Raw genomic sequence first — 19,467 nt, 5'->3', positions numbered from 1 at the left:
GGAGGAAGGCCGGCCAGGCCTGCATGATCCCCGGAAGCGTTTGGACAGCCAAAAGCGTTTGGATCGACTATGCAAGGCTGCGACGGCTTTCGACGTTTACGGATGGGCTTGCCCGCCGCGAACGCTCCATAACACGCGAAAGGAAATGCCATGAGCCACGATGCTTACGAGCTCAAGGCCGAAGCGCGCGAACAGGTCGGTAAGGGGTCCGCCCGTGCAGTTCGCCGCAACGGTAAAGTGCCTGCAGTTATTTACGGCGACAAGCAGCCTCCCCTGGCGATTGCGCTCAACTACAAGGACATCTTCTACAAGATCCACGGCGGCGGGTTCCTGACCACCATTGCCACGATCGATGTCGACGGCAAGAAGATCCAGGTCCTGCCGAAGGACTTCCAGCTCGATCCGGTCAAGGACTTCCCGGTCCATGTCGACTTCCTGCGCGTCGGCAAGGACACCGAGGTCAATGTCGACGTGCCCGTCCATTTCATCAATGAGGACAAGTCGCCCGGCATCAAGCGCGGCGGCGTGCTCAACATCGTGCGTCACGAAGTCGAGTTCCACTGCCCGGCCAATGCGATCCCGGAATTCATCACCGTCGATCTCACCGGCACCGACATCGGCGACTCTATCCACATCTCGGCGGTTAGGTTGCCGGCCGGTGTCAAGCCGGTGATCTCCGACCGCGATTTCACCATCGCGACCGTTGCCGGCTCTTCGGCGATGAAGCCGGAGGCGGCCGAGACCACCGAGGCGGAGGAGCCCGAAGCAGCGGCCCCCGAGGCCGAAGAGAAGTAATTCTCCCACGCCAGGAGACGACGATGCTTGTCTTTGCAGGCCTCGGCAATCCGGGCGCGAAGTATCAGAACAACCGGCACAATGTCGGCTTCATGGCGGCGGACGCGATTGCCCGCCGCCATTCCTTTTCGCCCTGGTCGAAAAAGTTCCAGGGCATCATCGCCGAAGGCACGCTTGGCGGCGAGAAGGTCCTGCTGATCAAGCCGCAGACCTTCATGAACCTGTCCGGACAGTCGGTCGGCGAAGCGCTACGTTTCTACAAGCTCGACGCTGCCGCCCTCACCGTCTTCTACGACGAGATCGACCTTGCGGCCGGCAAGGTCAGGATCAAGGTGGGCGGTGGTTCCGGCGGCCACAACGGCATCCGCTCGCTCGACCAGCATGTCGGCAATGCCTATCGCCGGGTACGCATCGGCGTCGGCCATCCGGGCGTCAAGGAGATGGTGCACGGCCATGTGCTCGGCGACTTCGCCAAGGCCGACCGCGAATGGCTCGACGTGCTGCTCGACGCGATCGCCGATGACGCTGGCTTGCTCGCCAAGGGCGATGACAGTTCGTTCATGAACCGCGTCACGCTGGCGCTGCGCGACAAGCTCGTGCCGACCGGCGACGACGACAGGCCGCCGCCCAAGGCGCCGAAGGCCCAAAGCCACATCCGCCAGGCCCGCCCGCAGCAGGCGCCGAAAAAGGTTCCCGAAAGCGGCCCGATGGCCGCGATGCTGAAGAAGCTGTTCGGCAAGGACTAGACACCGTCACGATCAGGCATGGGGCTTGACGTTCGTCACCCCTTTCGCCCATAGCCCACACCAAATCTCGAATTCCCGATAGGACCGGACAAAATGGGTTTCAAATGTGGCATCGTTGGCTTGCCCAACGTCGGCAAGTCGACGCTGTTCAATGCGTTGACCAGGACGGCCGCGGCGCAGGCCGCCAACTATCCTTTCTGCACCATCGAGCCGAACACCGGCGAGGTGGCGGTGCCGGATCCGCGCCTGCAGAAGATCGCCGCGATCGGCAAGTCGAAGGAGATCATCCCGACCCGCATCTCTTTCGTCGACATTGCAGGCCTGGTGCGCGGCGCCTCCAAGGGCGAAGGCCTCGGCAACCAGTTTCTCGCCAACATCCGCGAGGTCGACGCCATCGTCCATGTCCTGCGTTGCTTCGAGGATGACGACATCACCCATGTCGAGGGCCGCATCGATCCGGTCGCCGACGCCGAGACCGTCGAGACCGAGCTGATGCTCGCCGACCTCGAAAGCCTCGAGCGCCGAATCGTCCAGTTCCGCAAGCGCGCCTCGGGCAAGGACAAGGAAGCGACGACGGTGCTGCCGATGATGGAGGCCGCGCTCGAGCTGCTGCAGGCGGGCCGCCCGACGCGCGTGCTGCTCAATGGCATCGCGGCGGAAGACCTGCGCATCCTGCAGGGGCTGAACCTGCTCACCTCGCATCCCGTGCTCTATGTCTGCAACGTCGCAGAGGCAGAGGCCGCCACCGGCAACGAGCACACCAGGGCGGTCGAGCAGATGGCGGCGGCGCAGGGTGCCCGCACCGTGGTGATCTCGGCGGCGATCGAGGCGGAAGTCGCCCAATTGTCGGACGAGGAGGAAATGGAATTCCTCGCGACCCTCGGCCTTGACGAGCCGGGTCTCAACAAGGTTATCCGCGCCGGCTACGAGCTGTTGCAGCTCATCACCTATTTCACCGTCGGACCGAAGGAGACGCGCGCCTGGACCGTGCACAAGGGCGCCAAGGCGCCGCAGGCGGCCGGCGTCATCCACACCGATTTCGAGCGCGGCTTCATCCGCGCCCAGACGATCTCCTACAATGACTTCGTCACGCTGGGCGGCGAAGTGGCGGCCAAGGAAGCCGGCAAGGCGCGCGACGAAGGCAAGGAGTATGTCGTCCAGGACGGCGACATCATGTTGTTCAAGTTCAACACCTGACGTTGCCTTGCTTTCATTCGACGTGGCCGCCAGCGTTCCGGCCGGTGGTTGGCGCCCGTCTTGACCTCGTGATGCAGCGGGGCTAATCCGCTGATGCTCCGGGCTCGAAGCCCATGCAATCCTGACGAATCTCTTTGGTCCAGCAAGGGAGACCGGCGATGATCAAGGCCTTCGTCGTGGACAATGATCGCCTGCGCGTCACCGACGACCTCGCCGCGGAAGGCGACCGGGTCGTCTGGGCCGACCTGTTCAATCCGACCAAGGAGGAAGAGGCGCGCATCGAGAGCTGGCTGGGCATCGCCATCCCGACGCGCGAGGAGATGGAAGAGATCGAGATCTCCAGCCGCCTCTACATCGAGGACGGCGCCTACTTCATGACCGCCGTGCTGCCCGCGCAGACCGAGGCCGACGATCCACTGATGTCGCCGGTGACTTTCGCGCTCGCCGGCAACCGGCTGATCACCATCCGCTATCACGAGCCCAAGGCCTTCAAGACCTTCCCGCTGCGCGCGGAGAAGGTCGCGACCGGCTGCACGAGCGGCGACACCATCCTGATCGGCCTGCTGGAAGCGATCGTCGACCGGCTTGCCGACATCCTCGAGCGCGCCGGCCGCGATGTGGAAGCGATCTCGCGCGACATCTTCGAGGCGCGCTCGACCAAAGCCTCGAAGCGCAATCGCGATTTCCAGGAGCTGCTCAAGGGCATCGGCCGCAAGGAGGACATGGCTTCCTCCGTCCGCGACAGCCTGATCTCGCTGCAGCGCCTGGCCGGCTTTCTCGCCCATGTCGCGGCCCAGACCAAGATGAGCAAGGATGTGCGGGCCCGCATCAAGACGCTGTCGCGCGACGTGCTGTCGCTTGCCGATCACGCCACTTTCCTGTCGCAGAAGATCTCCTTCCTGCTCGATGCGACGCTCGGCATGATCTCGATCGAGCAGAACGCCATCATCAAGATCTTCTCGGTCGCCGCCGTCATCTTCCTGCCGCCGACACTGGTCGCCTCGATCTACGGCATGAACTTCGACATCATCCCCGAGCTCAAATGGGAGTTCGGCTATCCCTTCGCCATCGGCCTGATGGTGGTCTCGGCGATCCTTCCCTTCTGGTATTTCCGCCGCCGCGGCTGGCTCTGACACTTCCAGCCGAAACAACTGGCTCACCAGAAAGGACTTGACCAAATTGGCCCGGGCCGTCATCCGGGATGCCCGACCTTGGGGGGATCACGCGTTCGTTCAACCGGATTGCCGACATGACCGGAAAGACCTGGGCCTATGAGGATTTCGTCGAGGGCGTCTCGCTCGACCTCGGCAGCAAGAACGTGAGCGCGGCCGAGATCATCGAATTCGCCAGCGAATTCGATGCCCAGCCGATGCATCTCGACGAGGAGGCCGGCAAGGCGAGCATCCTGGGCGGCCTTTCGGCTTCGGGCTGGCACACCTGCGCAATGTTCATGCGCATGCTGTGCGACGCCTTCCTACTCGATTCGACCTCGCAAGGCTCGCCGGGCATCGAGCATGTGAAATGGAAGAAGCCGGTTGTGGCCGGTGACCGGCTCACCGGCAAGGTCACCGTGCTTGCCAAGCGCCAGTCCAAATCGAGGCCTCAGCTTGGGCTCGTCAGCATGCGCAGCGAGCTGTTCAACCAGCGCGGCGAATGCGTCTTCGAGCTCGAGAACACCGGCATGTTCCTCGCGCGTGATGCCGCAAAGAGCCCGTCATGACTTTGGACGAATATTTCCTCATCGGCGAAACCGTCACGCTCGGTTCGCACAAATTCGAGGCGGACGAGATCAAGGCGTTCGCCAGGAAATACGATCCGCAGGTCTTCCACGTCGACGAGGAGGCGGCGAAGAAAAGCGTGCTCGGCGGACTGTGCGCTTCCGGCTGGCACACCGCCGCCACCTGGATGAAATACAATCTCGAAAAGCGCATGGAGACCGAGGGCGTGCGCTGGACCGGCCCCGGTCCGCAGCCCGAATTCGGCCCCTCGCCGGGCTTCCGCAACCTCAAATGGCTGAAGCCGGTCTATGCCGGCGAAACGGTGACCTTCACGCGCATGGCGCTCGCCCATCGCCCGCTTGCCGGCCGCCCCGGCTGGAGCCTGCTCACGCTGCGTTCCGAAGGTTTTGACTCCACCGGTGACAAGGTTATCGAGTTCGACAGCGCCGTGCTGGTGAAGGTGGAGTAGTTCCTTCTCCCCGTTCACGGGGAGAAGGTGCCCGAAGGGCGGATGAGGGGCGGCGCCAGCGATGATGTCTCAAACTCGACGATCGCGCTTACCCCTCACCCTGCTCCGCTCGCGTTGCTCGCTCCGCTTCCCTCTCCCCGTAAACGGGGCGAGGGAGAAGAGCTAATGCCCCTCGAATCCGATAAGCGTCCGCACCGGCACGCCGAGCGCTTCCAACTTCTTTCGCCCGCCGAGATCCGGCAGGTCGATGACGAAGCAGGCGGCGACGATGTCGGCGCCGATCTGGCGCAAGAGCCTCACCGCCGCTTCCGCCGTGCCGCCTGTGGCGATCAGATCGTCGACAAGGATCACCTTCTCGCCTGGCGAGACGCCGTCCTTGTGCATCTCCATCTCGTCCAGCCCGTATTCGAGGCTATAGGCAACGCGCACCGTCTCATAGGGCAGCTTGCCCTTCTTGCGGATCGGCACGAAGCCCGCGGAAAGCTGATGCGCCACGGCGCCACCCAGGATGAAGCCGCGCGCCTCGATGCCGGCGATCTTGTCGATCTTCAGCCCGGCATAAGGATGCACCAGCTCGTCGATGGCGCGGCGGAAGGCGCGCGCGTCGCCAAGCAGCGTGGTGATGTCGCGAAACAGGATGCCGGGTTTAGGATAGTCCGGGATGGTGCGGATCGCGGCAAGCAGAGTGTCTTCGAGGGAGGAGTTCATGGCGCGGTTGATCCGTTGCCGCACAGTTTTGCCGGCAAGCGGCCGAAAAGAAAAGGGCGCCCTTCGGCGCCCTTGCATTTTTCTCGGAAGCCACCGGGCTCAGTGCGCCACGTCGGCCCACACCTTGCGCTTGGTCATGTAGACCAGGGCGCCGAACAGAAGCAGGAACACCAGCACGCGGAAGCCGGTCTTCTTGCGCTCTTCGAGATGCGGCTCGGCGGCCCACATCAGGAAGGCCGCGACGTCGCGCGAATACTGGTCGACCGTCTGCGGCGAGCCGTCGTCATAGGTCACCTGGCCGTCCGAAAGCGGCTTCGGCATCTTCAGCGACACGCCGGACAAGAAGTACGGATTGTAGTGCGTGCCTTCCGGGATCACCATGCCGGCCGGCGGCGTCTGGTCGTAGCCGGTCAAGAGCGAGTGGATGTAGTCCGGACCGCCCTGGGCGTACTGGGTGAAGATATCGAAGACGAAGCGCGGGAAGCCGCGCTCGACGCCGCGCGCCTTGGCGAGCAGCGACATGTCGGGCGGCGCAGCGCCCCCATTGGCGGCGGCGGCCGCCTGCTCGTTCGGGAACGGCGCCGGGAAGTGATCCGACGGCTTGCCCGGCCGGTCGAACATGTCGCCGGCATCGTTCGGGCCGTCATGGATGGTGTATTCGGCGGCAAGCGTCTTGATCTGCGCCTCCGAATAGCCGAGCCCTTCCAGCGTGCGGAACGCCACCAGGTTCATCGAGTGGCAGGCCGAGCAGACTTCCTTGTAAACCTTCAACCCGCGTTGGAGCTGGGCCTTGTCATAGGTGCCGAACGGGCCGGCAAAGGTCCAGTCCATCTCCTTCGGCTCGTTGATCGGGAAATGCGTCGGCGCGGCCTCGGCGTGGCCCTCCTGGGCGGAGGCGGCCCCAATGCATGCGGCCGCAGCGCCGGCAGCCACAAGGCCGAACAGCGCCAGCGAGGTGAGAATCTTCTTCATGCCAAATCCCCTCAGATTCTCAGCCCTTGGTTTCCGGCGCGCTCACCGCGCCTGCCGGACGCCCGCCGGCCCCCTTGTTTTTCTTTTCAAGCACCGCCTCGGTGATCGAGTTCGGCAGGCGCCGCGGCGTCTCGATCAGGCCGAGCACCGGCATGACGACCAGGAAGAACGCGAAGTAGAACAGCGTCGCCATCTGCGCCATGAACACGTAGCTGCCTTCGGCCGGCTGCGAACCCAGCCATCCAAGCAGGATGGCGTCGGCCACGAACAGCCAGAAGAACAGCTTGTACCAGGGCCGGTAGACCGCCGAGCGCACCTTGGAGGTGTCGAGCCACGGCACCAGGAACAGCATGGCGATGGCGCCGAACATGCACAGCACGCCACCGAGCTTGGAATTGATCGGCCCGATGTTGAAGGTGATGGCGCGCAGGATCGCGTAGAACGGCAGGAAGTACCATTCCGGAACGATGTGGGCCGGCGTCTTCAGCGGGTTGGCGACCGTGTAGTTGTCCGGGTGGCCGAGATAGTTCGGCAGGTAGAAGACGAAATAGGCGAAAATGAACAGGAACACGATCATGCCGAAAGCGTCCTTGATGGTCGCGTAAGGCGTGAAGGCGACGGTGTCGGTCTTCGACTTGACCTCGATGCCGGTCGGGTTCGACTGGCCGACGACATGCAGCGCCCAGATGTGCAGCACGACGACGCCGGCGATCATGAACGGCAACAGGTAATGCAGTGCGAAGAAGCGGTTCAGCGTCGGGTTGTCGACGGCGAAGCCGCCGAGCAAAAGCTGCTGAATCCAGTCGCCGACCAGCGGGATGGCGGTGAAGAAGCCGGTGATCACGGTGGCGCCCCAGAAGCTCATCTGTCCCCAGGGCAGCACGTAGCCCATGAAGCCGGTGGCCATCATCAGCAGGTAGATTATGCAACCGAGGATCCACAGCAGCTCGCGCGGCGCCTTGTAGGAGCCGTAGAACAGGCCGCGGAAGATGTGGATGTAGACGGCGACGAAGAAGAAGGAGGCGCCATTGGAATGGAGATAGCGCAACAGCCATCCCGAATTCACGTCGCGCATGATCTTCTCGACCGAATCGAAGGCGAGATTGCTGTCGGACGTGTAGTGCATGGCCAGCACGATGCCGGTCAGGATCTGCGCGGCCAGCATGATCGACAGGATGCCGCCGAACGTCCACATGTAGTTGAGGTTGCGCGGCACCGGATAGGCGACGAAGCTGTCATAGACCAGCCTCGGCAGCGGCATGCGGGCGTCGACCCAGCGTCCGATGCCGGTCTTCGGCGTGTAGGTGGAGTGTCCCTCGCTCATCGAAATATCCCCCTGCCTCAGCCGATACGGATCTTGGTGTCGGAAATGAACTGGTAGACCGGGATCGCCATGTTCTCGGGCGCCGGGCCTTTGCGGATGCGGCCGGCGGTATCGTACTGCGAGCCGTGGCACGGGCAGAACCAGCCGCCGAAATCGCCCTCCTGGCCGAGCGGGATGCAGCCGAGATGGGTGCAGACCTGCACCATGACCATCCAGGCTTCCTTGCCGGGCGTGGTACGGTTGGCGTCGGTCGCCGCCGCGTCTGAGGGCAGGTTGGCGTTGCGGGCGATCGGGTCCTTGAGGTCGTTGAGGCTGACCGCCTCGCCGTCCTTCATTTCCTTCTCGGTGCGGTTGCGCACCACGACCGGCTTGCCGCGCCATTTGACGACCAGCGAGCTGCCCGGCTGGAGCGAGGAGACATCGACTTCGACCGAGGCCAGCGCCAGCGTCGAGGCGTCCGGGCGCATCTGGTCGATGAACGGCCAGGCGACGGCCCCTGCGCCGACCACGCCGGCCATGCCGGTGGCGATATAGAGAAAATCGCGACGGTTGGGATCGTGGATTTCGGTTGCGCTCACGGGTGCCTGATCCTTTCGCCTCTTTCCGTGCCGGCGGCCGAGCCTTGTCCCCGCTCAATCGCGCCGGCCCGACAGCGCATGGCGAACAGGCTAGCGAATTCCTCCGGCATTTGGAGTTGGGTTTATGCGTGAAGCCCGTTTTTGTCCAGTCGGGTGAAGGCACAAGGGCAGATTGTCGCGGGCACGCGCCGCAGCATCGGCAGCCGCCCCTTCGGCAGGCTGCCCGAGACCACAAAACGGCGCGAAATCATAGGCCAAGCTGGGTCCTGGTTTGCCTCGACAGTGGCGGCTGGCCCGGTCTATTGTCGAGCCATGGCGCATGTCATCGACCGCGACAAATGGGCGGAAGCCCCCGACCGCTGGCAAGGTGAGCTGCAATGCGGGCCCTTCGGCTCCAGAAGCTGCCTGATCTTCAACTACGTGCCGGGAATCGGCGGCGGCCCGCGCCTGCACAAGCACCCTTATGCGGAGATCTTCATCATCCGCTCCGGCATCGGCCTGTTCACGGTCGGCGACCGGGAAATCGAGGCTTCGGCCGGCCAGATCCTCATCGTGCCGCCCGGCACGCCGCACAAATTCACCAATCTCGGCCCCGGTCCGCTCGAGACCACCGACATCCACGAGAACGGCAGCTTCATCACCGAATGGCTGGAGTAGCTCAGCTTGCGCCGAGCCTGACCAGCACCGCCCTCGGGATGTTGTATTCGCGGATCACGGCGTCATGCTTGCGCAGCCCGCAGAGCTCGCGCTGGATGAAATAGCCATGAACGGCTTCCGCCGCCGCTTTGAGCAGCCGGTTGCGATGCTCGCCCTCGCCGTTCTCGCGCAGCTTGGCCAGCGTTTCCTCGACTCGCTGGCCGGCGCGGCCAAGGGCTGCCGCCTTTTCGGCGAGGATTTCGTGGCCGAGCAGGTCGAGCGCGCTTTCCTGCGCGCCTAATCGTCCGAAATTGGAAGGCATTCTGACCGACATAGGCGCGTTCTACTCCGCCGGCCGCGTCTCTTCCAGCACGCTTTCCTCGTTGAACAGGAAGCCGCCGGACTGCCGTTTCCACAGCCGCGCATAGAGACCGTCGAGCGCCACCAGCTCGTCATGCGTGCCCTCTTCGACGATGCGCCCGCCGTCGAGCACCACCAGCCGGTCGAGCGCGGCGATCGTCGACAGCCGGTGCGCGATGGCAATGACGGTCTTGCTTTCCATCAGCCTCGCCAGATTTTCCTGGATCGCCGCCTCGATGTCGGAATCGAGCGCCGAGGTCGCCTCGTCGAGGATCAGGATAGGCGCGTCCTTCAGGAAGACGCGGGCGATCGCCACGCGCTGGCGCTGGCCGCCGGAGAGCTTCACGCCGCGCTCGCCGACATAGGCCTCGTAGCCGACGCGCTCACGGTTGTCGCGCAGGCCCAAGATGAAATCATGCGCCTCGGCTTTGCGCGCCGCCGCGATCACTTGCGTGTCGGTCGCGTCCGGCATGCCGAGCTTGATGTTGTCGCGCAGCGAGCGGTGGAAGAGTGCCGTGTCCTGGCTGACCACGCCGATATTGGCGCGCAGCGAATTCTGCGTGACCTCAGCGATGTCCTGGCCGTCGATCAGGATCTTGCCGCCCTCGAGGTCGTAGAGGCGCAGGATGAGATTCGCGAGCGTCGTCTTGCCGGCGCCCGACGGACCGACCAGCCCGACCTTCTCGCCTGGCCGCACGACAAGGTCGATACCGTCGAGGACCCCTGCCCCCTTGCCGTAATGGAAGGTGACGTTCCTGAGATCGATGCGGCCGCCGGCAACCATCAGTTCCTTGGCGTCCGGCGCGTCGTTCAAGCCGAGCGGCTGCGTTATCAGCGCCTTGGAATTCTCCAGCACGCCGAGATTCCTCAGGATACTGTTGAGCTGCATCATCAGCCGGCCAAACAACATGTTGAGCCTCAGCACCAGGGAGAGCGTGAAGGCGACGGCGCCGACCGTGATCGAGCCTTCGACCCACAAGTAGATGGCGAAGGCGGCAATCGCTGTGATCATGATGCCCGAAAGCATCGTCAGCGCCATGCGCACGCCGGTCAGCCGGCGCGTGAAGGGCCGCAGCGCATCGAGATAGATGTCGAAGCCGCTGCGGATGTAACGATCGTCGCCATCGGCCGAAAACAGCTTCAGCGTCTGCACATTGGAATAGGAATCGACGATCCGCCCGGTGATCATGGAACCGGCCTCGGCGGTCGCCTCGGCATGCTTGCGTATCGCCGGCAAATAGAGTTTCGCCAGAAAGCCGAAGGCGGTGATCCAGATCACCACCAGCACCGCCAGCCTGAGGTCGAGACCGGCGACCAGCGCCAGCGTCGTCACCGTGTAGACGATCATGAACCAGACGACCTCGAGGAAGCTTTCCATCAGGTCGCCCGTCGCCTGCCCCGCCTGCCAGACCTTCGTGGCGATGCGGCCGGCGAAATCGTTCTGGAAGAAGGCATAGGACTGGCGCGAGACATGCCGGTGCGCCTGCCAGCGCACCAGATTGTAGAAGCCGGGCGTGATCGTCTGCTCATCGACCAGCGCCGACAGACCGACCACCAGGGTGCGGATGATCAGCACCACCGCGCCCATGAACATAAGCTCGGGACCGGCGGCGGTCCACAGCGTGTGCCAGCTGCGTTCGCCGGGAAGCTGGTCGAGAATATCGACCAGCCGTCCGACGAAATAGAATAGCCCGGCCTCGACCAGCGGCGCGATGCCCCCGATGATCAGCATGGCGAAGAAGGCGAGCTTGGCCTGCCCGACATAATGCCAGAGGAAGCCGCCGACGCTGGCGGGTGGCCGGAGGTTCGCGGGCTCGCGGAACGGGTAGACCCAGCGCTCGAACCAGCGATAGACGGCCTTCATCATTCCGCGGCTTCACCCTTGGCGATTGCGTCGTTGGCGGCCTCGGCCGAAACGTCGTCGAGCAGGAAGCCGCCCGACTGGCGCTGCCAGAGCTGGGCATAGAGCCCGCCCCTGGCGACGAGCTGCTCATGCGACCCTTCCTCGATGACACGGCCCTTGTCCAAGACGACGAGCCTGTCCATCGCGGCGATGGTCGACAGCCGATGCGCGATGGCGATGACGGTCTTGCCCTGCATCAGCTTGTAAAGGTTCTCCTGGATCGCCGCCTCGGCTTCCGAATCGAGCGCCGAGGTCGCCTCGTCGAGGATCAGGATCGGCGCGTCCTTCAGCATAACGCGGGCAATGGCGACGCGCTGCCGCTGGCCGCCGGACAATTTGACGCCGCGGTCGCCGACATGGGCGTCGAATCCCTTGCGGCCGTTGTGGTCCGAAAGCCCGTCGATGAAATCGAGCGCCTCCGCCCGCCGCGCCGCCTCGAGCAACATCTCGTCGGTCGCGTCAGGTCGGCCGTAGAGGATGTTGTCGCGCACCGACCGGTGCAGCAGCGATGTGTCCTGCGTCACCATGCCGATCTGCGCGCGCAGCGAATCCTGCGTCACCGCGGCGATCTCCTGGCCGTCGATGAGTATCCTGCCGCTTTCCAGGTCGTAGAAGCGCAGCAACAGATTGACCAGCGTCGACTTGCCGGCGCCGGAACGGCCGACGATGCCGACCTTCTCGCCAGGTTTCACGGTGAGCGACAGGTTCTCGATGACCCCCTTCTGCTTGCCGTAGTGGAAGCGGATGTCCTCGAAGCGGATCTCGCCATGGCTGACGGCGATGTCCCTGGCGCCGGGTCGGTCCTCGACCAGGCGCGGCAGCGAGATCGACTGGATGCCGTCCTGCACCGTGCCGATGTTCTCGAACAGGCCCGACATCTCCCACATGATCCACTGCGACATGCCCCACATTCTGAGCACCAGGCCGATAACCACGGCGACGGCGCCGATCGTCACCGCCTCGCCCAGCCACAGCCAAAGCGAGATTGCCGTCACGGAGAACAGGAGCAGCGAATTCAGGATGTAGAGCAGGCCGTAAAGCACCGTCACCAGGCGCATCGAGCGGTAGACGGTATCGAGGAAGCCCGCCATGCCTTCCTTGGCGAAGGTTGCCTCGCGGCGCGCGTGTGAAAACAGCTTCACCGTCTGGATGTTAGTGTAGCTGTCGACGACGCGGCCGGTCATGGTCGAGCGCGCATTGGCCTGTTCCTCGCCGACCTTGCCGAGCCGGGGGATGAAAAAGCGCAAGAGCACGATATAGCCGACCAGCCAGACGGCGAGCGGCGCCGCCAGCCGCCAGTCGGCCGAGCCGACGATGAACAGCATGCCGAGGAAATAGACGATGACGTAGTTGAGGACGTCGATCAGCTTGATGACGCATTCGCGCACGGCGAGCGCGGTCTGCATCAGCTTTGTGGCGATGCGGCCGGCGAACTCGTCCTGGTAGAAGGCCATCGACTGCTTGAGCAGGTAGCGATGCACCTGCCAGCGGATACGCATCGGGTAATTGCCCATCAGCGTCTGCTGGTTGAGCAGCGAATGCAGCCACACCGTGCCTGGCAGCGCGAACAGCACGACGAAAGCCATGCCGCCGAGCTTCCAGCTCTCGGTCTCAAGGAAGGTTTCGCGGTTCTGCGCCGACAGCCAGTCGACGATGCGCCCCATGAAGCCGAACATCCACACTTCGGTGAAGGCGATCGCGGTCACCAGCACGGCGTCGAGGAGGATATAGGGCCAAGCGCCGCGCGTATAATGCACGCAGAAGGCGACCAGCGTCTTCGGCGGCTCGACCGGCTCCGCGGCGGGAAACGGATCGAGCTTGTTTTCAAACCAGCGGAACATCCCAGGCACTCGACTTGTCTATGCGCTCACGCGGCGCGGGATTGATGAGCAAGCGTCCCCTGCCGCGCGGCGCGACGGGCCGGCGATACGGAATCATCTGAATCGCCGGCCCTGCTTCGCGCAATATAGGGTGTCGCGGGCTTTTCGCCGACAGGCTCGCCGGAGGATGCTGACGGCACCGAACTTCCTGACGAAAAGCTGTCGCCAGTCCGCGTTTTGCCGGCCGGGCGAAGCAGCCTTGCGACACGGCGCACCAGCGAAGGCCGGCTGTGGTCGGGCACGGCGCACGAGAAATCGACGTCCGGCAGCATGCCACGATGCGGACGCCGGCGCTCCTCCGCGTGCACCGCCGACGAGTAGGTCTCGCCGATCAGCAGCGCCCAGGTCGCCATCTTGCGCTCGTGCAGGCTTCTCGAGCCGGGTATTCTGAATGGATCGAACATCGGTCCGACCTCCATGTGCAAATGCGTTAAAAAGGGTGACACGAACTCGATCTCCGGCATTCGGCCGGAGACAGGAAACGCGTCGGTCAGGACACGACTGGGAGCGTCGGTCCCGACATGACGGCAAGCGTCGGTCTTGACACGACGACAAGCGTGGGTCCCTACACGTTCAGGTGGGGCGGCGCGCCCCTTTGGTAGTTTGAAAAACATCGCGAGATTCCTTCGAGAAGCCGAAACTGGGTTCGGCGGGAATCGGTGCGATGAGGCCTTAAAGTGTCAGGAGAATCGTCGTACCGAAACCGCCGTTGGGCATACAAGAGCCCCGGAGAGGAGCTGGAAGTGCATGGTCATCATGTGGTCCCCCTCCTTCGGTTCGGGTTGACGATGATGGGCATATACTCGCCTTCGCAGAAAATGACCACCCGCCAGTCCAGAAATCGCCAAAAGCTGGGGATGCCTGTGGCCGATCTGCCACTTATTAGAAGGATGCGGAAATGAACTATCGTCTCCGCATCGCGCTCTACCAGCCGGATATCGCCGGCAACACCGGGACAATCCTGCGCTTCGCCGCCTGCCTTGATCTCAGCGTCGACATCATCGAGCCGGCCGGCTTCCCATCTCCGATCGGGCGCTGAAACGGGCCGGCATGGATTACCTCGAAATGGCGGCGCTTTCCCGCCATGCCGACTGGCACGCCTTCGAAGCGTGGCGCCGGACGAAGGCGCGCCGCCTGGTGCTGCTCACCACCAAGGCCGCGACCGCCTATACAGGCTTTACCTTCGCCGCCGGCGATATCCTTCTGTTCGGCCGCGAATCCGCCGGCGTGCCGGAAGAGATTCACCAGGCGGCGGACGCGCGGCTGACCATCCCGATGCGGGCGGGAGCGCGCAGCGTCAATGTCGCGCTGTCCGCCGCGATGGTCGCGGGCGAAGCGCTCCGCCAGCTCAGACAGTATCCTCAGCCCCTCGCTCCTGTCGCGTAAGGCCTCCACTTGCGGCGTCATTCTTACCCAGGCGCACATCGCCTTCTCCTGCATTTGCCATATCACCGCCCCTTCGCTACAAGCTCAACCTAACTTGAGGTCAAGCGGAAAGTGCGAGATGGCTCTGGTGAAGGAATTGACGGTCGGCCAAGTGGCGATGCGCAGCGGCGTGGCGGTATCGGCGCTGCATTTTTACGAAGCGCGCGGGCTGATCCGCAGCCATCGCACGGCGGGCAATCAGCGCCGGTACAGCCGCGACGTGCTGAGACGGGTGGCGATCATCCGTGTCGCCCAGGAAGTCGGCATCTCGCTCGCCGAGATCGCCGCGGCGTTCCAATCCCTGCCCGAGGGCCGAACGCCGACGCGCGAGGATTGGAACCTGCTTTCAACGGCCTGGCGCGACGGGCTCGATCACAAGATCGCCCAGTTGAAGAAGCTGCGCGACGGCCTGACCGACTGCATCGGCTGCGGCTGCATGTCGATCGACAAATGCCCGCTCAGGAACAGGGACGACAAGCTGGCCAGGGAAGGAACCGGCGCGAGGCGGCTGCTGGCGCCCTGAGACGGCTCGCGCTCTAACTCGCGCTCTAAGGTGTGTATTCAGGCCGGCATCACCTGAATATCAACACACCCTAATCCGCCGCCGGCAGCCGCCGCATGGTGAATTCGATGACGTCGCCCGGCCGTTCGAACCAGCTTTCGATCTCGGTCCAGTAGGCTTGCTTGGGGAAACGCTCGAACCATTCCTTGGCTTTGAGACGCGCGTCCGGGCGGGGCAGCACGAAGGTCTCGCGCAGGAATCCGTCGCGCGGCTGTCTTTCGCGCTCGGCCCGCGAGCGCTCCAGCCTCCTCTTCAAGCCGTCCAGCGGCGGTCTTGCCGGGGTGCGCACGAAGGAACTCCTTTTTGCGCCTTGGTCAGACAGGACTTGACCCTTGCCCTTAAGAGATTAGGGATCGCGCCGGGAAAAAACGAGTCATTTTGTCGGGCAGGCTAGCCCGTGACTGGAGACGGAATTGGAACGACCTGACCTTCCTGTGGGACTGCCGGCCGACATCGAGCAGAAGAAGATGAAGGCCCGCCTCTGGTTCGAGGCGCTGCGCGAGCGCATCTGCGCCACATTCGAGCAGATCGAGCAGGAACTCACGGGACCGCAATCGTCCTGGTCGCCCGGCCGTTTCGAGAAGACTCCCTGGGAGCGCGACGAGGGCAAAGGCGGCGGCGGCACCATGTCGATGATGCGCGGCCGCGTCTTCGAGAAGGTCGGCGTTCACACATCGACCGTCTACGGCGAATTCTCTCCCGAATTCCGCAAGCAGATGCCCGGCGCCGAGGAGGATCCGCGCTTCTGGGCGAGCGGCATTTCGCTGATCGCGCACCCCTGGAACCCGAACGTGCCGGCCGTGCATATGAACACGCGCATGGTCGTGACCACGCGCCAGTGGTTCGGCGGCGGCGCGGACCTGACGCCGGTGCTCGACCGCCGCCGCACCCAGGACGACCCCGATACCCTCGCCTTCCACCGCGCCATGCAGTTCGCCTGCGAGAAGAACGCCGCCGTCGCCGACTACCCGAAATTCAAGGCGTGGTGCGACGAGTACTTCTTCCTGCCGCATCGCAACGAGCCGCGCGGCGTCGGCGGCATCTTTTTCGACTGGCTGCGTTCGGGCGAGGACAAAGGCGGCTGGGACGCCGATTTCAATTTCGTCCAGGATGTCGGCCGATCCTTCCTCGTCGTCTATTCCCACCTGGTGCGCGGTAATTTCAACCAGAACTGGACCGACGGCGACCGCGACGAGCAGCTCATCCGGCGCGGCCGTTACGTCGAATTCAATTTGCTTCACGATCGCGGCACCATCTTCGGCCTGACGACCGGCGGCAATGTCGCCTCGATCCTGTCCAGCCTGCCGCCCGAGGTAAAATGGCCGTAAAAATCCGGTGAGCGCAAGGTTGGCCGCATTGATGTCCCATTCGGCAAATCTTGGCGGACAATGTGGCGACTTCGATTTCTTTTTCGTCTAATATCCTTTTGAAAAAATTGAGTTATTTAACGTCCCGGGGTCGGGAAGCGCCGGCGGTTCGAAACTTCCGCGAGCCGCGACCCGACGCGACCGGACGGCCCTGATCGAGAGGGGTGCCTTGCCAAACGGGTGCCCGCATTTCCAGGAGAGCATGCCATGCGCAAGCTTATTGTGACGGCAGCAACCGCTGCCTTTCTCGCCTCCGGCGGCGCCGCGTTCGCCGCGGTCAAGCACACCACCGGCACGGTCAAGAGCTTTGATGGAACGGCCATGAGCCTTGTTCTGGACAACGGATCGACCTTCACGCTGTCCAATGCGTTCAAGGATCCGGGCATCAAGCCGGGCGAGAAGGTCCGCGTTTCCTGGGACGTGAGCGGCAAGAACAAGATCGCCGAGGCCGTCAAGATCATGAAGTGACGGACCGCTTAGCCTTAGCAGATCAGGCAACGAGGAGGCGGAGCGGTACTGCTCCGCCTTTTTCGGCTTCAGCACTTTGACCGGTCGTCCCCGACAGCACTACTCTTGATGCAACCGAAGCCGGCGACATGTGTTATGATTATCCACTTGAGCAATTCCAGGAAAAGTGCCTAGCGGTTTTCCATGCGGGATTGCGTAAAAAGCAACGGCTGGAGTGGTCGAAGCTGAACCGCTCCGCAGCGAGGAAAGGGAAAACCCATGAAGGAATTCCAATGCGGAACACTCGTCCCTGGCTGTGACTGGCACACCCGCGCCGAGGAGGAAGCGGAGGTCATGCGCCGTGCCGTCGAGCACATGCGCGAGACCCATGGCGAAACCATCATCCGCGAGACCATGATCGAGGCGATCCGCTCGCGCATCGAGAAGGTCCGCGACGCGGCCTGAACCGGTTTCGCACGACTACTAACAAGACGGCGAGCGGGATGCAGCATCCAGGCGCATCTCGCTTTTTTTCGTCCCGACCGCCGGCAATGACCCGGCTTTCGCCGAATTCAAGCAGAAACTTATATTCGTACCGGCTTCGATAACCCCGCGGTAACGGTCTCCATGCGATCGTCGAGCGTATGATCCGGCCAAAGGCGGCTGTCCGAGGAGCTGTCGCCATCCAGGCGCTATCCGGATCCGGTGGGCGAGGTGCTTCGCGCATGCGCGAAAAATCCGACAATCGAGGCGGTTCGCGAACGGCGGCGCTGTTGTTGTGCGCGTTCCTCTGCGCGTCGCCGGCGGCCGCCCAGGAAATGACCACCTCGCTCGTCGATATCCACCAGGGCTCGCCGCTCAGCGATCGCGCGAGAGACCTCGGCAACGGCGGCTACGAATTGCAGGACGGAAGGTGGGTCTCGTTCAATCGGTGGTACCACGCCAATTGGCTCGACCTGCACGTCGACCTTCTCACCCAGTTGACCGAAAGCAGCGGCATCCTGTGGGGAATTGGGACCGGAGAACAAGGCGAGAAGTATCGCATCGCGCCGAGCCTCAAGCTCGGCTTTCTCACCCAGACCCATCCCAGCCCGAGCAGCACCCTGTCCCTGTCGGTTACCTCGATCATCGGCGGCAACCTCACCGAAAGGCCCTGCGTCGCCGACTACGGGAATCTTGGCACCTACAGCGTCAACTGCCGCCTCGCGGCCGGCGAGACGGCACCTGAGGAAACGCTGAAATATCTGGTTAACGCTACACCCGAGAGGCTGCACCTGTGGCTCAATTACCGTGTTACTTTCTGACCGCCGGGAGGCCAGGCATGAGAAGTCTTCTTGCCCCCGTATTTCGCAAATCGTCCGTCCTCGTTCCAGTTTGACCGGGAGTAAGACTATGTCTGGTAGTCGTTGGAAGTTCGCCATTGCCGCCGCTCTCGTCCTTCTGCCGGCATCGGCCGCGTCGGCGCAGGAAGCCCTCGACGCGGACGAGATGGCAGCACTTTGCCATGGCGGCGGGTCAATATGCGTGAGCGCGAGGATCCCGGCCGCGAAGACCACACAGGCAGTGCGGAACTGGATGAGCCCCGACGTCGGCGCCGCATGGGCTAAGGGCTACAAGGGCAAGGGTGTCACCATCACCATCGTTGACGACTTCAGCAGTTCGTCGCGCTTCTCCGGCAATTTCGGGATCGGGGTGCAGACCCAAAGGCACGGTGAATGGACGCGCGAGGAAGCGAGCATGATCGCTCCCGCGGCGACCATACGCTCCAAGGATTTTTCCACAAGCTCGGCCGTGTCGCTGGCAGGCGGCCGCAACGTGCTCAACCTCAGCTACGGCATGTATACCGCCGCGGGCTACGGCGTGAACCAGATCTGGTGGGCCCCTGAGGAGGCATCGATCATCTCCTACGCCACCAAGGGATCGGCCATAGTCTCGAAAGCGGCCGGAAACGACGCGGTGGCGGTCGGCGGCGTCACAGGCGGCCAGCAGGACTATCTTGACCTCGCCCTGATCGGCAAGCCGACGGCGATCTTTGCCGGCGCGCTGTCGACCAACGGCACGACATCCAACAAGGCCGCGCTTGCCTGGTATTCCAACTACGCCGGTTCCGACCCGCTCGTGCAGAGCCACTTCCTCGTGGTCGGCGTCGAGGGCGACAAGACCGGCCTTTACGGCACGTCCTTCGCCGCGCCGATCATCTCCGGCTACGCCGCGATCATCGGCAGCAAGTTCACCAAGGCGACGCCGGTTCAGATCACCAACGACCTGCTCAACACGGCTCGCACCGACACACTGGCTAACTACGATCCTGCGGTCTACGGCAAGGGCGAGGCGAGTCTTTCGCGCGCCCTCGCTCCCGTGGCGATCAAGTGAGCCGCGC

General features: G+C 63.6%; 22 protein-coding genes and 1 pseudogene. 14 read left to right on the top strand and 9 right to left on the bottom strand.

The window, feature by feature from the left end; genetic code table 11:
• The first annotated feature begins 150 nt into the window (after window positions 1-150).
• From EH240_RS24360 to EH240_RS24335, 6 genes are all read left to right on the top strand, one after another.
• Window positions 151-795 carry a 50S ribosomal protein L25/general stress protein Ctc gene (locus EH240_RS24360; protein ID WP_125003379.1) on the top strand — a complete coding sequence of 215 codons (645 nt, stop codon included), beginning with the start codon at window positions 151-153 and terminating at the stop codon, window positions 793-795.
• A 23-nt stretch (window positions 796-818) separates the two neighbouring features.
• Complete coding sequence (gene pth, locus EH240_RS24355; protein ID WP_125003376.1) at window positions 819-1,541, top strand: aminoacyl-tRNA hydrolase; 723 nt, start codon at window positions 819-821, stop codon at window positions 1,539-1,541.
• 93 nt (window positions 1,542-1,634) lie between these two features.
• Window positions 1,635-2,738, top strand: a complete 1,104-nt coding sequence (gene ychF / locus EH240_RS24350) for a redox-regulated ATPase YchF (protein WP_125003374.1) — start codon at window positions 1,635-1,637, stop codon at window positions 2,736-2,738.
• 158 nt (window positions 2,739-2,896) lie between these two features.
• Complete coding sequence (gene corA, locus EH240_RS24345; RefSeq protein WP_125003371.1) at window positions 2,897-3,871, top strand: magnesium/cobalt transporter CorA; 975 nt, start codon at window positions 2,897-2,899, stop codon at window positions 3,869-3,871.
• Window positions 3,872-3,987: 116 nt separating this feature from the next.
• Window positions 3,988-4,458, top strand: coding sequence for a MaoC family dehydratase (locus tag EH240_RS24340; protein WP_125003369.1), 471 nt, complete (start codon window positions 3,988-3,990; stop codon window positions 4,456-4,458).
• Window positions 4,455-4,925 (top strand): MaoC family dehydratase, encoded by a 471-nt coding sequence (locus tag EH240_RS24335; RefSeq protein WP_125003367.1) that lies wholly within the window; start codon window positions 4,455-4,457, stop codon window positions 4,923-4,925. Before EH240_RS24340 ends, EH240_RS24335 begins: the two co-directional genes overlap by 4 nt.
• A gap of 162 nt (window positions 4,926-5,087) precedes the next feature.
• On the opposite strand, the gene EH240_RS24330 is transcribed toward EH240_RS24335, so the two are convergent.
• The 4 genes from EH240_RS24330 to petA all read right to left on the bottom strand — a co-directional run bounded on the left by EH240_RS24330 (window position 5,088) and on the right by petA (window position 8,507).
• The gene (locus EH240_RS24330; RefSeq protein WP_125003365.1) at window positions 5,088-5,633 is read right to left on the bottom strand and encodes an adenine phosphoribosyltransferase; all 546 of its coding nucleotides are present in this window, start codon (window positions 5,631-5,633) and stop codon (window positions 5,088-5,090) included.
• Between the two features lie 99 nt (window positions 5,634-5,732).
• Complete coding sequence (locus tag EH240_RS24325; protein WP_125003363.1) at window positions 5,733-6,605, bottom strand: cytochrome c1; 873 nt, start codon at window positions 6,603-6,605, stop codon at window positions 5,733-5,735.
• A gap of 19 nt (window positions 6,606-6,624) precedes the next feature.
• A complete protein-coding gene (locus tag EH240_RS24320; protein WP_125003361.1) occupies window positions 6,625-7,929 on the bottom strand; it encodes a cytochrome b in 1,305 nt (434 codons plus the stop codon).
• A 17-nt stretch (window positions 7,930-7,946) separates the two neighbouring features.
• Window positions 7,947-8,507 carry a ubiquinol-cytochrome c reductase iron-sulfur subunit gene (petA, locus tag EH240_RS24315; RefSeq protein ID WP_125003359.1) on the bottom strand — a complete coding sequence of 187 codons (561 nt, stop codon included), beginning with the start codon at window positions 8,505-8,507 and terminating at the stop codon, window positions 7,947-7,949.
• 312 nt (window positions 8,508-8,819) lie between these two features.
• On the opposite strand from petA, the gene EH240_RS24310 reads away from it, so the two are divergent.
• Entirely contained in the window at window positions 8,820-9,164 is a 345-nt protein-coding gene (locus EH240_RS24310; RefSeq protein ID WP_125003357.1) for a cupin domain-containing protein, read from the top strand.
• A 1-nt stretch (window position 9,165) separates the two neighbouring features.
• On the opposite strand, the gene EH240_RS24305 is transcribed toward EH240_RS24310, so the two are convergent.
• Genes EH240_RS24305 through EH240_RS24290 form a run of 4 tightly spaced genes read right to left on the bottom strand, consistent with a single transcriptional unit; the run spans window position 9,166 to window position 13,690 of the window.
• On the bottom strand, window positions 9,166-9,477 hold the full coding sequence (locus EH240_RS24305) for a DUF6665 family protein (RefSeq protein WP_125003355.1): 312 nt from the start codon (window positions 9,475-9,477) through the stop codon (window positions 9,166-9,168).
• 9 nt (window positions 9,478-9,486) lie between these two features.
• On the bottom strand, window positions 9,487-11,370 hold the full coding sequence (locus tag EH240_RS24300) for an ABC transporter ATP-binding protein (RefSeq protein WP_125003353.1): 1,884 nt from the start codon (window positions 11,368-11,370) through the stop codon (window positions 9,487-9,489).
• Window positions 11,367-13,247, bottom strand: coding sequence for an ABC transporter ATP-binding protein (locus EH240_RS24295; protein WP_125003351.1), 1,881 nt, complete (start codon window positions 13,245-13,247; stop codon window positions 11,367-11,369). The genes EH240_RS24300 and EH240_RS24295 overlap by 4 nt, the downstream gene beginning before the upstream one ends.
• A 26-nt stretch (window positions 13,248-13,273) precedes the next feature.
• Window positions 13,274-13,690, bottom strand: a complete 417-nt coding sequence (locus EH240_RS24290) for a hypothetical protein (RefSeq protein ID WP_125003349.1) — start codon at window positions 13,688-13,690, stop codon at window positions 13,274-13,276.
• Between the two features lie 494 nt (window positions 13,691-14,184).
• On the opposite strand from EH240_RS24290, the pseudogene EH240_RS24285 reads away from it, so the two are divergent.
• Together EH240_RS24285 and soxR are read left to right on the top strand one after the other, a co-directional pair.
• Window positions 14,185-14,672: pseudogene (locus EH240_RS24285) on the top strand (tRNA (cytidine(34)-2'-O)-methyltransferase).
• A gap of 118 nt (window positions 14,673-14,790) precedes the next feature.
• The gene (soxR, locus tag EH240_RS24280; protein ID WP_125003347.1) at window positions 14,791-15,234 is read left to right on the top strand and encodes a redox-sensitive transcriptional activator SoxR; all 444 of its coding nucleotides are present in this window, start codon (window positions 14,791-14,793) and stop codon (window positions 15,232-15,234) included.
• A 70-nt stretch (window positions 15,235-15,304) separates the two neighbouring features.
• On the opposite strand, the gene EH240_RS24275 is transcribed toward soxR, so the two are convergent.
• Window positions 15,305-15,562, bottom strand: coding sequence for a hypothetical protein (locus EH240_RS24275; RefSeq protein ID WP_125003345.1), 258 nt, complete (start codon window positions 15,560-15,562; stop codon window positions 15,305-15,307).
• Between the two features lie 124 nt (window positions 15,563-15,686).
• Here EH240_RS24275 and hemF point away from each other — a divergent pair, with 124 nt between their 5' ends.
• The 5 genes from hemF to EH240_RS38540 all read left to right on the top strand — a co-directional run bounded on the left by hemF (window position 15,687) and on the right by EH240_RS38540 (window position 19,460).
• Complete coding sequence (gene hemF / locus EH240_RS24270; RefSeq protein WP_125003343.1) at window positions 15,687-16,601, top strand: oxygen-dependent coproporphyrinogen oxidase; 915 nt, start codon at window positions 15,687-15,689, stop codon at window positions 16,599-16,601.
• A 246-nt stretch (window positions 16,602-16,847) separates the two neighbouring features.
• Window positions 16,848-17,108: a DUF1344 domain-containing protein gene (locus tag EH240_RS24265; RefSeq protein WP_125003341.1), complete on the top strand. Its 261-nt coding sequence runs from the start codon at window positions 16,848-16,850 to the stop codon at window positions 17,106-17,108.
• Between the two features lie 258 nt (window positions 17,109-17,366).
• Window positions 17,367-17,552, top strand: a complete 186-nt coding sequence (locus EH240_RS24260) for a DUF1059 domain-containing protein (RefSeq protein WP_125003339.1) — start codon at window positions 17,367-17,369, stop codon at window positions 17,550-17,552.
• Window positions 17,553-17,812: 260 nt separating this feature from the next.
• Window positions 17,813-18,391: a hypothetical protein gene (locus tag EH240_RS24255; RefSeq protein ID WP_125003337.1), complete on the top strand. Its 579-nt coding sequence runs from the start codon at window positions 17,813-17,815 to the stop codon at window positions 18,389-18,391.
• An 88-nt stretch (window positions 18,392-18,479) separates the two neighbouring features.
• The gene (locus EH240_RS38540; protein WP_125003335.1) at window positions 18,480-19,460 is read left to right on the top strand and encodes a S8/S53 family peptidase; all 981 of its coding nucleotides are present in this window, start codon (window positions 18,480-18,482) and stop codon (window positions 19,458-19,460) included.
• The last annotated feature ends 7 nt before the right edge of the window (window positions 19,461-19,467 follow it).

Origin of the sequence: Mesorhizobium tamadayense, assembly GCF_003863365.1 — a bacterium.
GTDB classification, from domain to species: domain Bacteria; phylum Pseudomonadota; class Alphaproteobacteria; order Rhizobiales; family Rhizobiaceae; genus Mesorhizobium; species Mesorhizobium tamadayense.
Note: the sequence above shows the minus strand (reverse complement) of the source record. Positions and strands in the feature narration are given on the sequence as shown.

Bases quoted from the DNA above. Each gene is read 5' to 3' on its own strand.
- EH240_RS24360 (WP_125003379.1), top strand. From the start codon at position 151: ATGAGCCACGATGCTTACGAGCTCAAGGCCGAAGCGCGCGAACAGGTC.
- pth (WP_125003376.1), top strand. From the start codon at position 819: ATGCTTGTCTTTGCAGGCCTCGGCAATCCGGGCGCGAAGTATCAGAAC.
- ychF (WP_125003374.1), top strand. From the start codon at position 1,635: ATGGGTTTCAAATGTGGCATCGTTGGCTTGCCCAACGTCGGCAAGTCG.
- corA (WP_125003371.1), top strand. From the start codon at position 2,897: ATGATCAAGGCCTTCGTCGTGGACAATGATCGCCTGCGCGTCACCGAC.
- EH240_RS24340 (WP_125003369.1), top strand. From the start codon at position 3,988: ATGACCGGAAAGACCTGGGCCTATGAGGATTTCGTCGAGGGCGTCTCG.
- EH240_RS24335 (WP_125003367.1), top strand. From the start codon at position 4,455: ATGACTTTGGACGAATATTTCCTCATCGGCGAAACCGTCACGCTCGGT.
- EH240_RS24330 (WP_125003365.1), bottom strand. From the start codon at position 5,633: ATGAACTCCTCCCTCGAAGACACTCTGCTTGCCGCGATCCGCACCATC.
- EH240_RS24325 (WP_125003363.1), bottom strand. From the start codon at position 6,605: ATGAAGAAGATTCTCACCTCGCTGGCGCTGTTCGGCCTTGTGGCTGCC.
- EH240_RS24320 (WP_125003361.1), bottom strand. From the start codon at position 7,929: ATGAGCGAGGGACACTCCACCTACACGCCGAAGACCGGCATCGGACGC.
- EH240_RS24310 (WP_125003357.1), top strand. From the start codon at position 8,820: ATGGCGCATGTCATCGACCGCGACAAATGGGCGGAAGCCCCCGACCGC.
- EH240_RS24305 (WP_125003355.1), bottom strand. From the start codon at position 9,477: ATGTCGGTCAGAATGCCTTCCAATTTCGGACGATTAGGCGCGCAGGAA.
- EH240_RS24300 (WP_125003353.1), bottom strand. From the start codon at position 11,370: ATGATGAAGGCCGTCTATCGCTGGTTCGAGCGCTGGGTCTACCCGTTC.
- EH240_RS24295 (WP_125003351.1), bottom strand. From the start codon at position 13,247: ATGTTCCGCTGGTTTGAAAACAAGCTCGATCCGTTTCCCGCCGCGGAG.
- EH240_RS24290 (WP_125003349.1), bottom strand. From the start codon at position 13,690: ATGTTCGATCCATTCAGAATACCCGGCTCGAGAAGCCTGCACGAGCGC.
- soxR (WP_125003347.1), top strand. From the start codon at position 14,791: ATGGCTCTGGTGAAGGAATTGACGGTCGGCCAAGTGGCGATGCGCAGC.
- EH240_RS24265 (WP_125003341.1), top strand. From the start codon at position 16,848: ATGCGCAAGCTTATTGTGACGGCAGCAACCGCTGCCTTTCTCGCCTCC.
- EH240_RS24260 (WP_125003339.1), top strand. From the start codon at position 17,367: ATGAAGGAATTCCAATGCGGAACACTCGTCCCTGGCTGTGACTGGCAC.
- EH240_RS24255 (WP_125003337.1), top strand. From the start codon at position 17,813: ATGCGCGAAAAATCCGACAATCGAGGCGGTTCGCGAACGGCGGCGCTG.
- EH240_RS38540 (WP_125003335.1), top strand. From the start codon at position 18,480: ATGTCTGGTAGTCGTTGGAAGTTCGCCATTGCCGCCGCTCTCGTCCTT.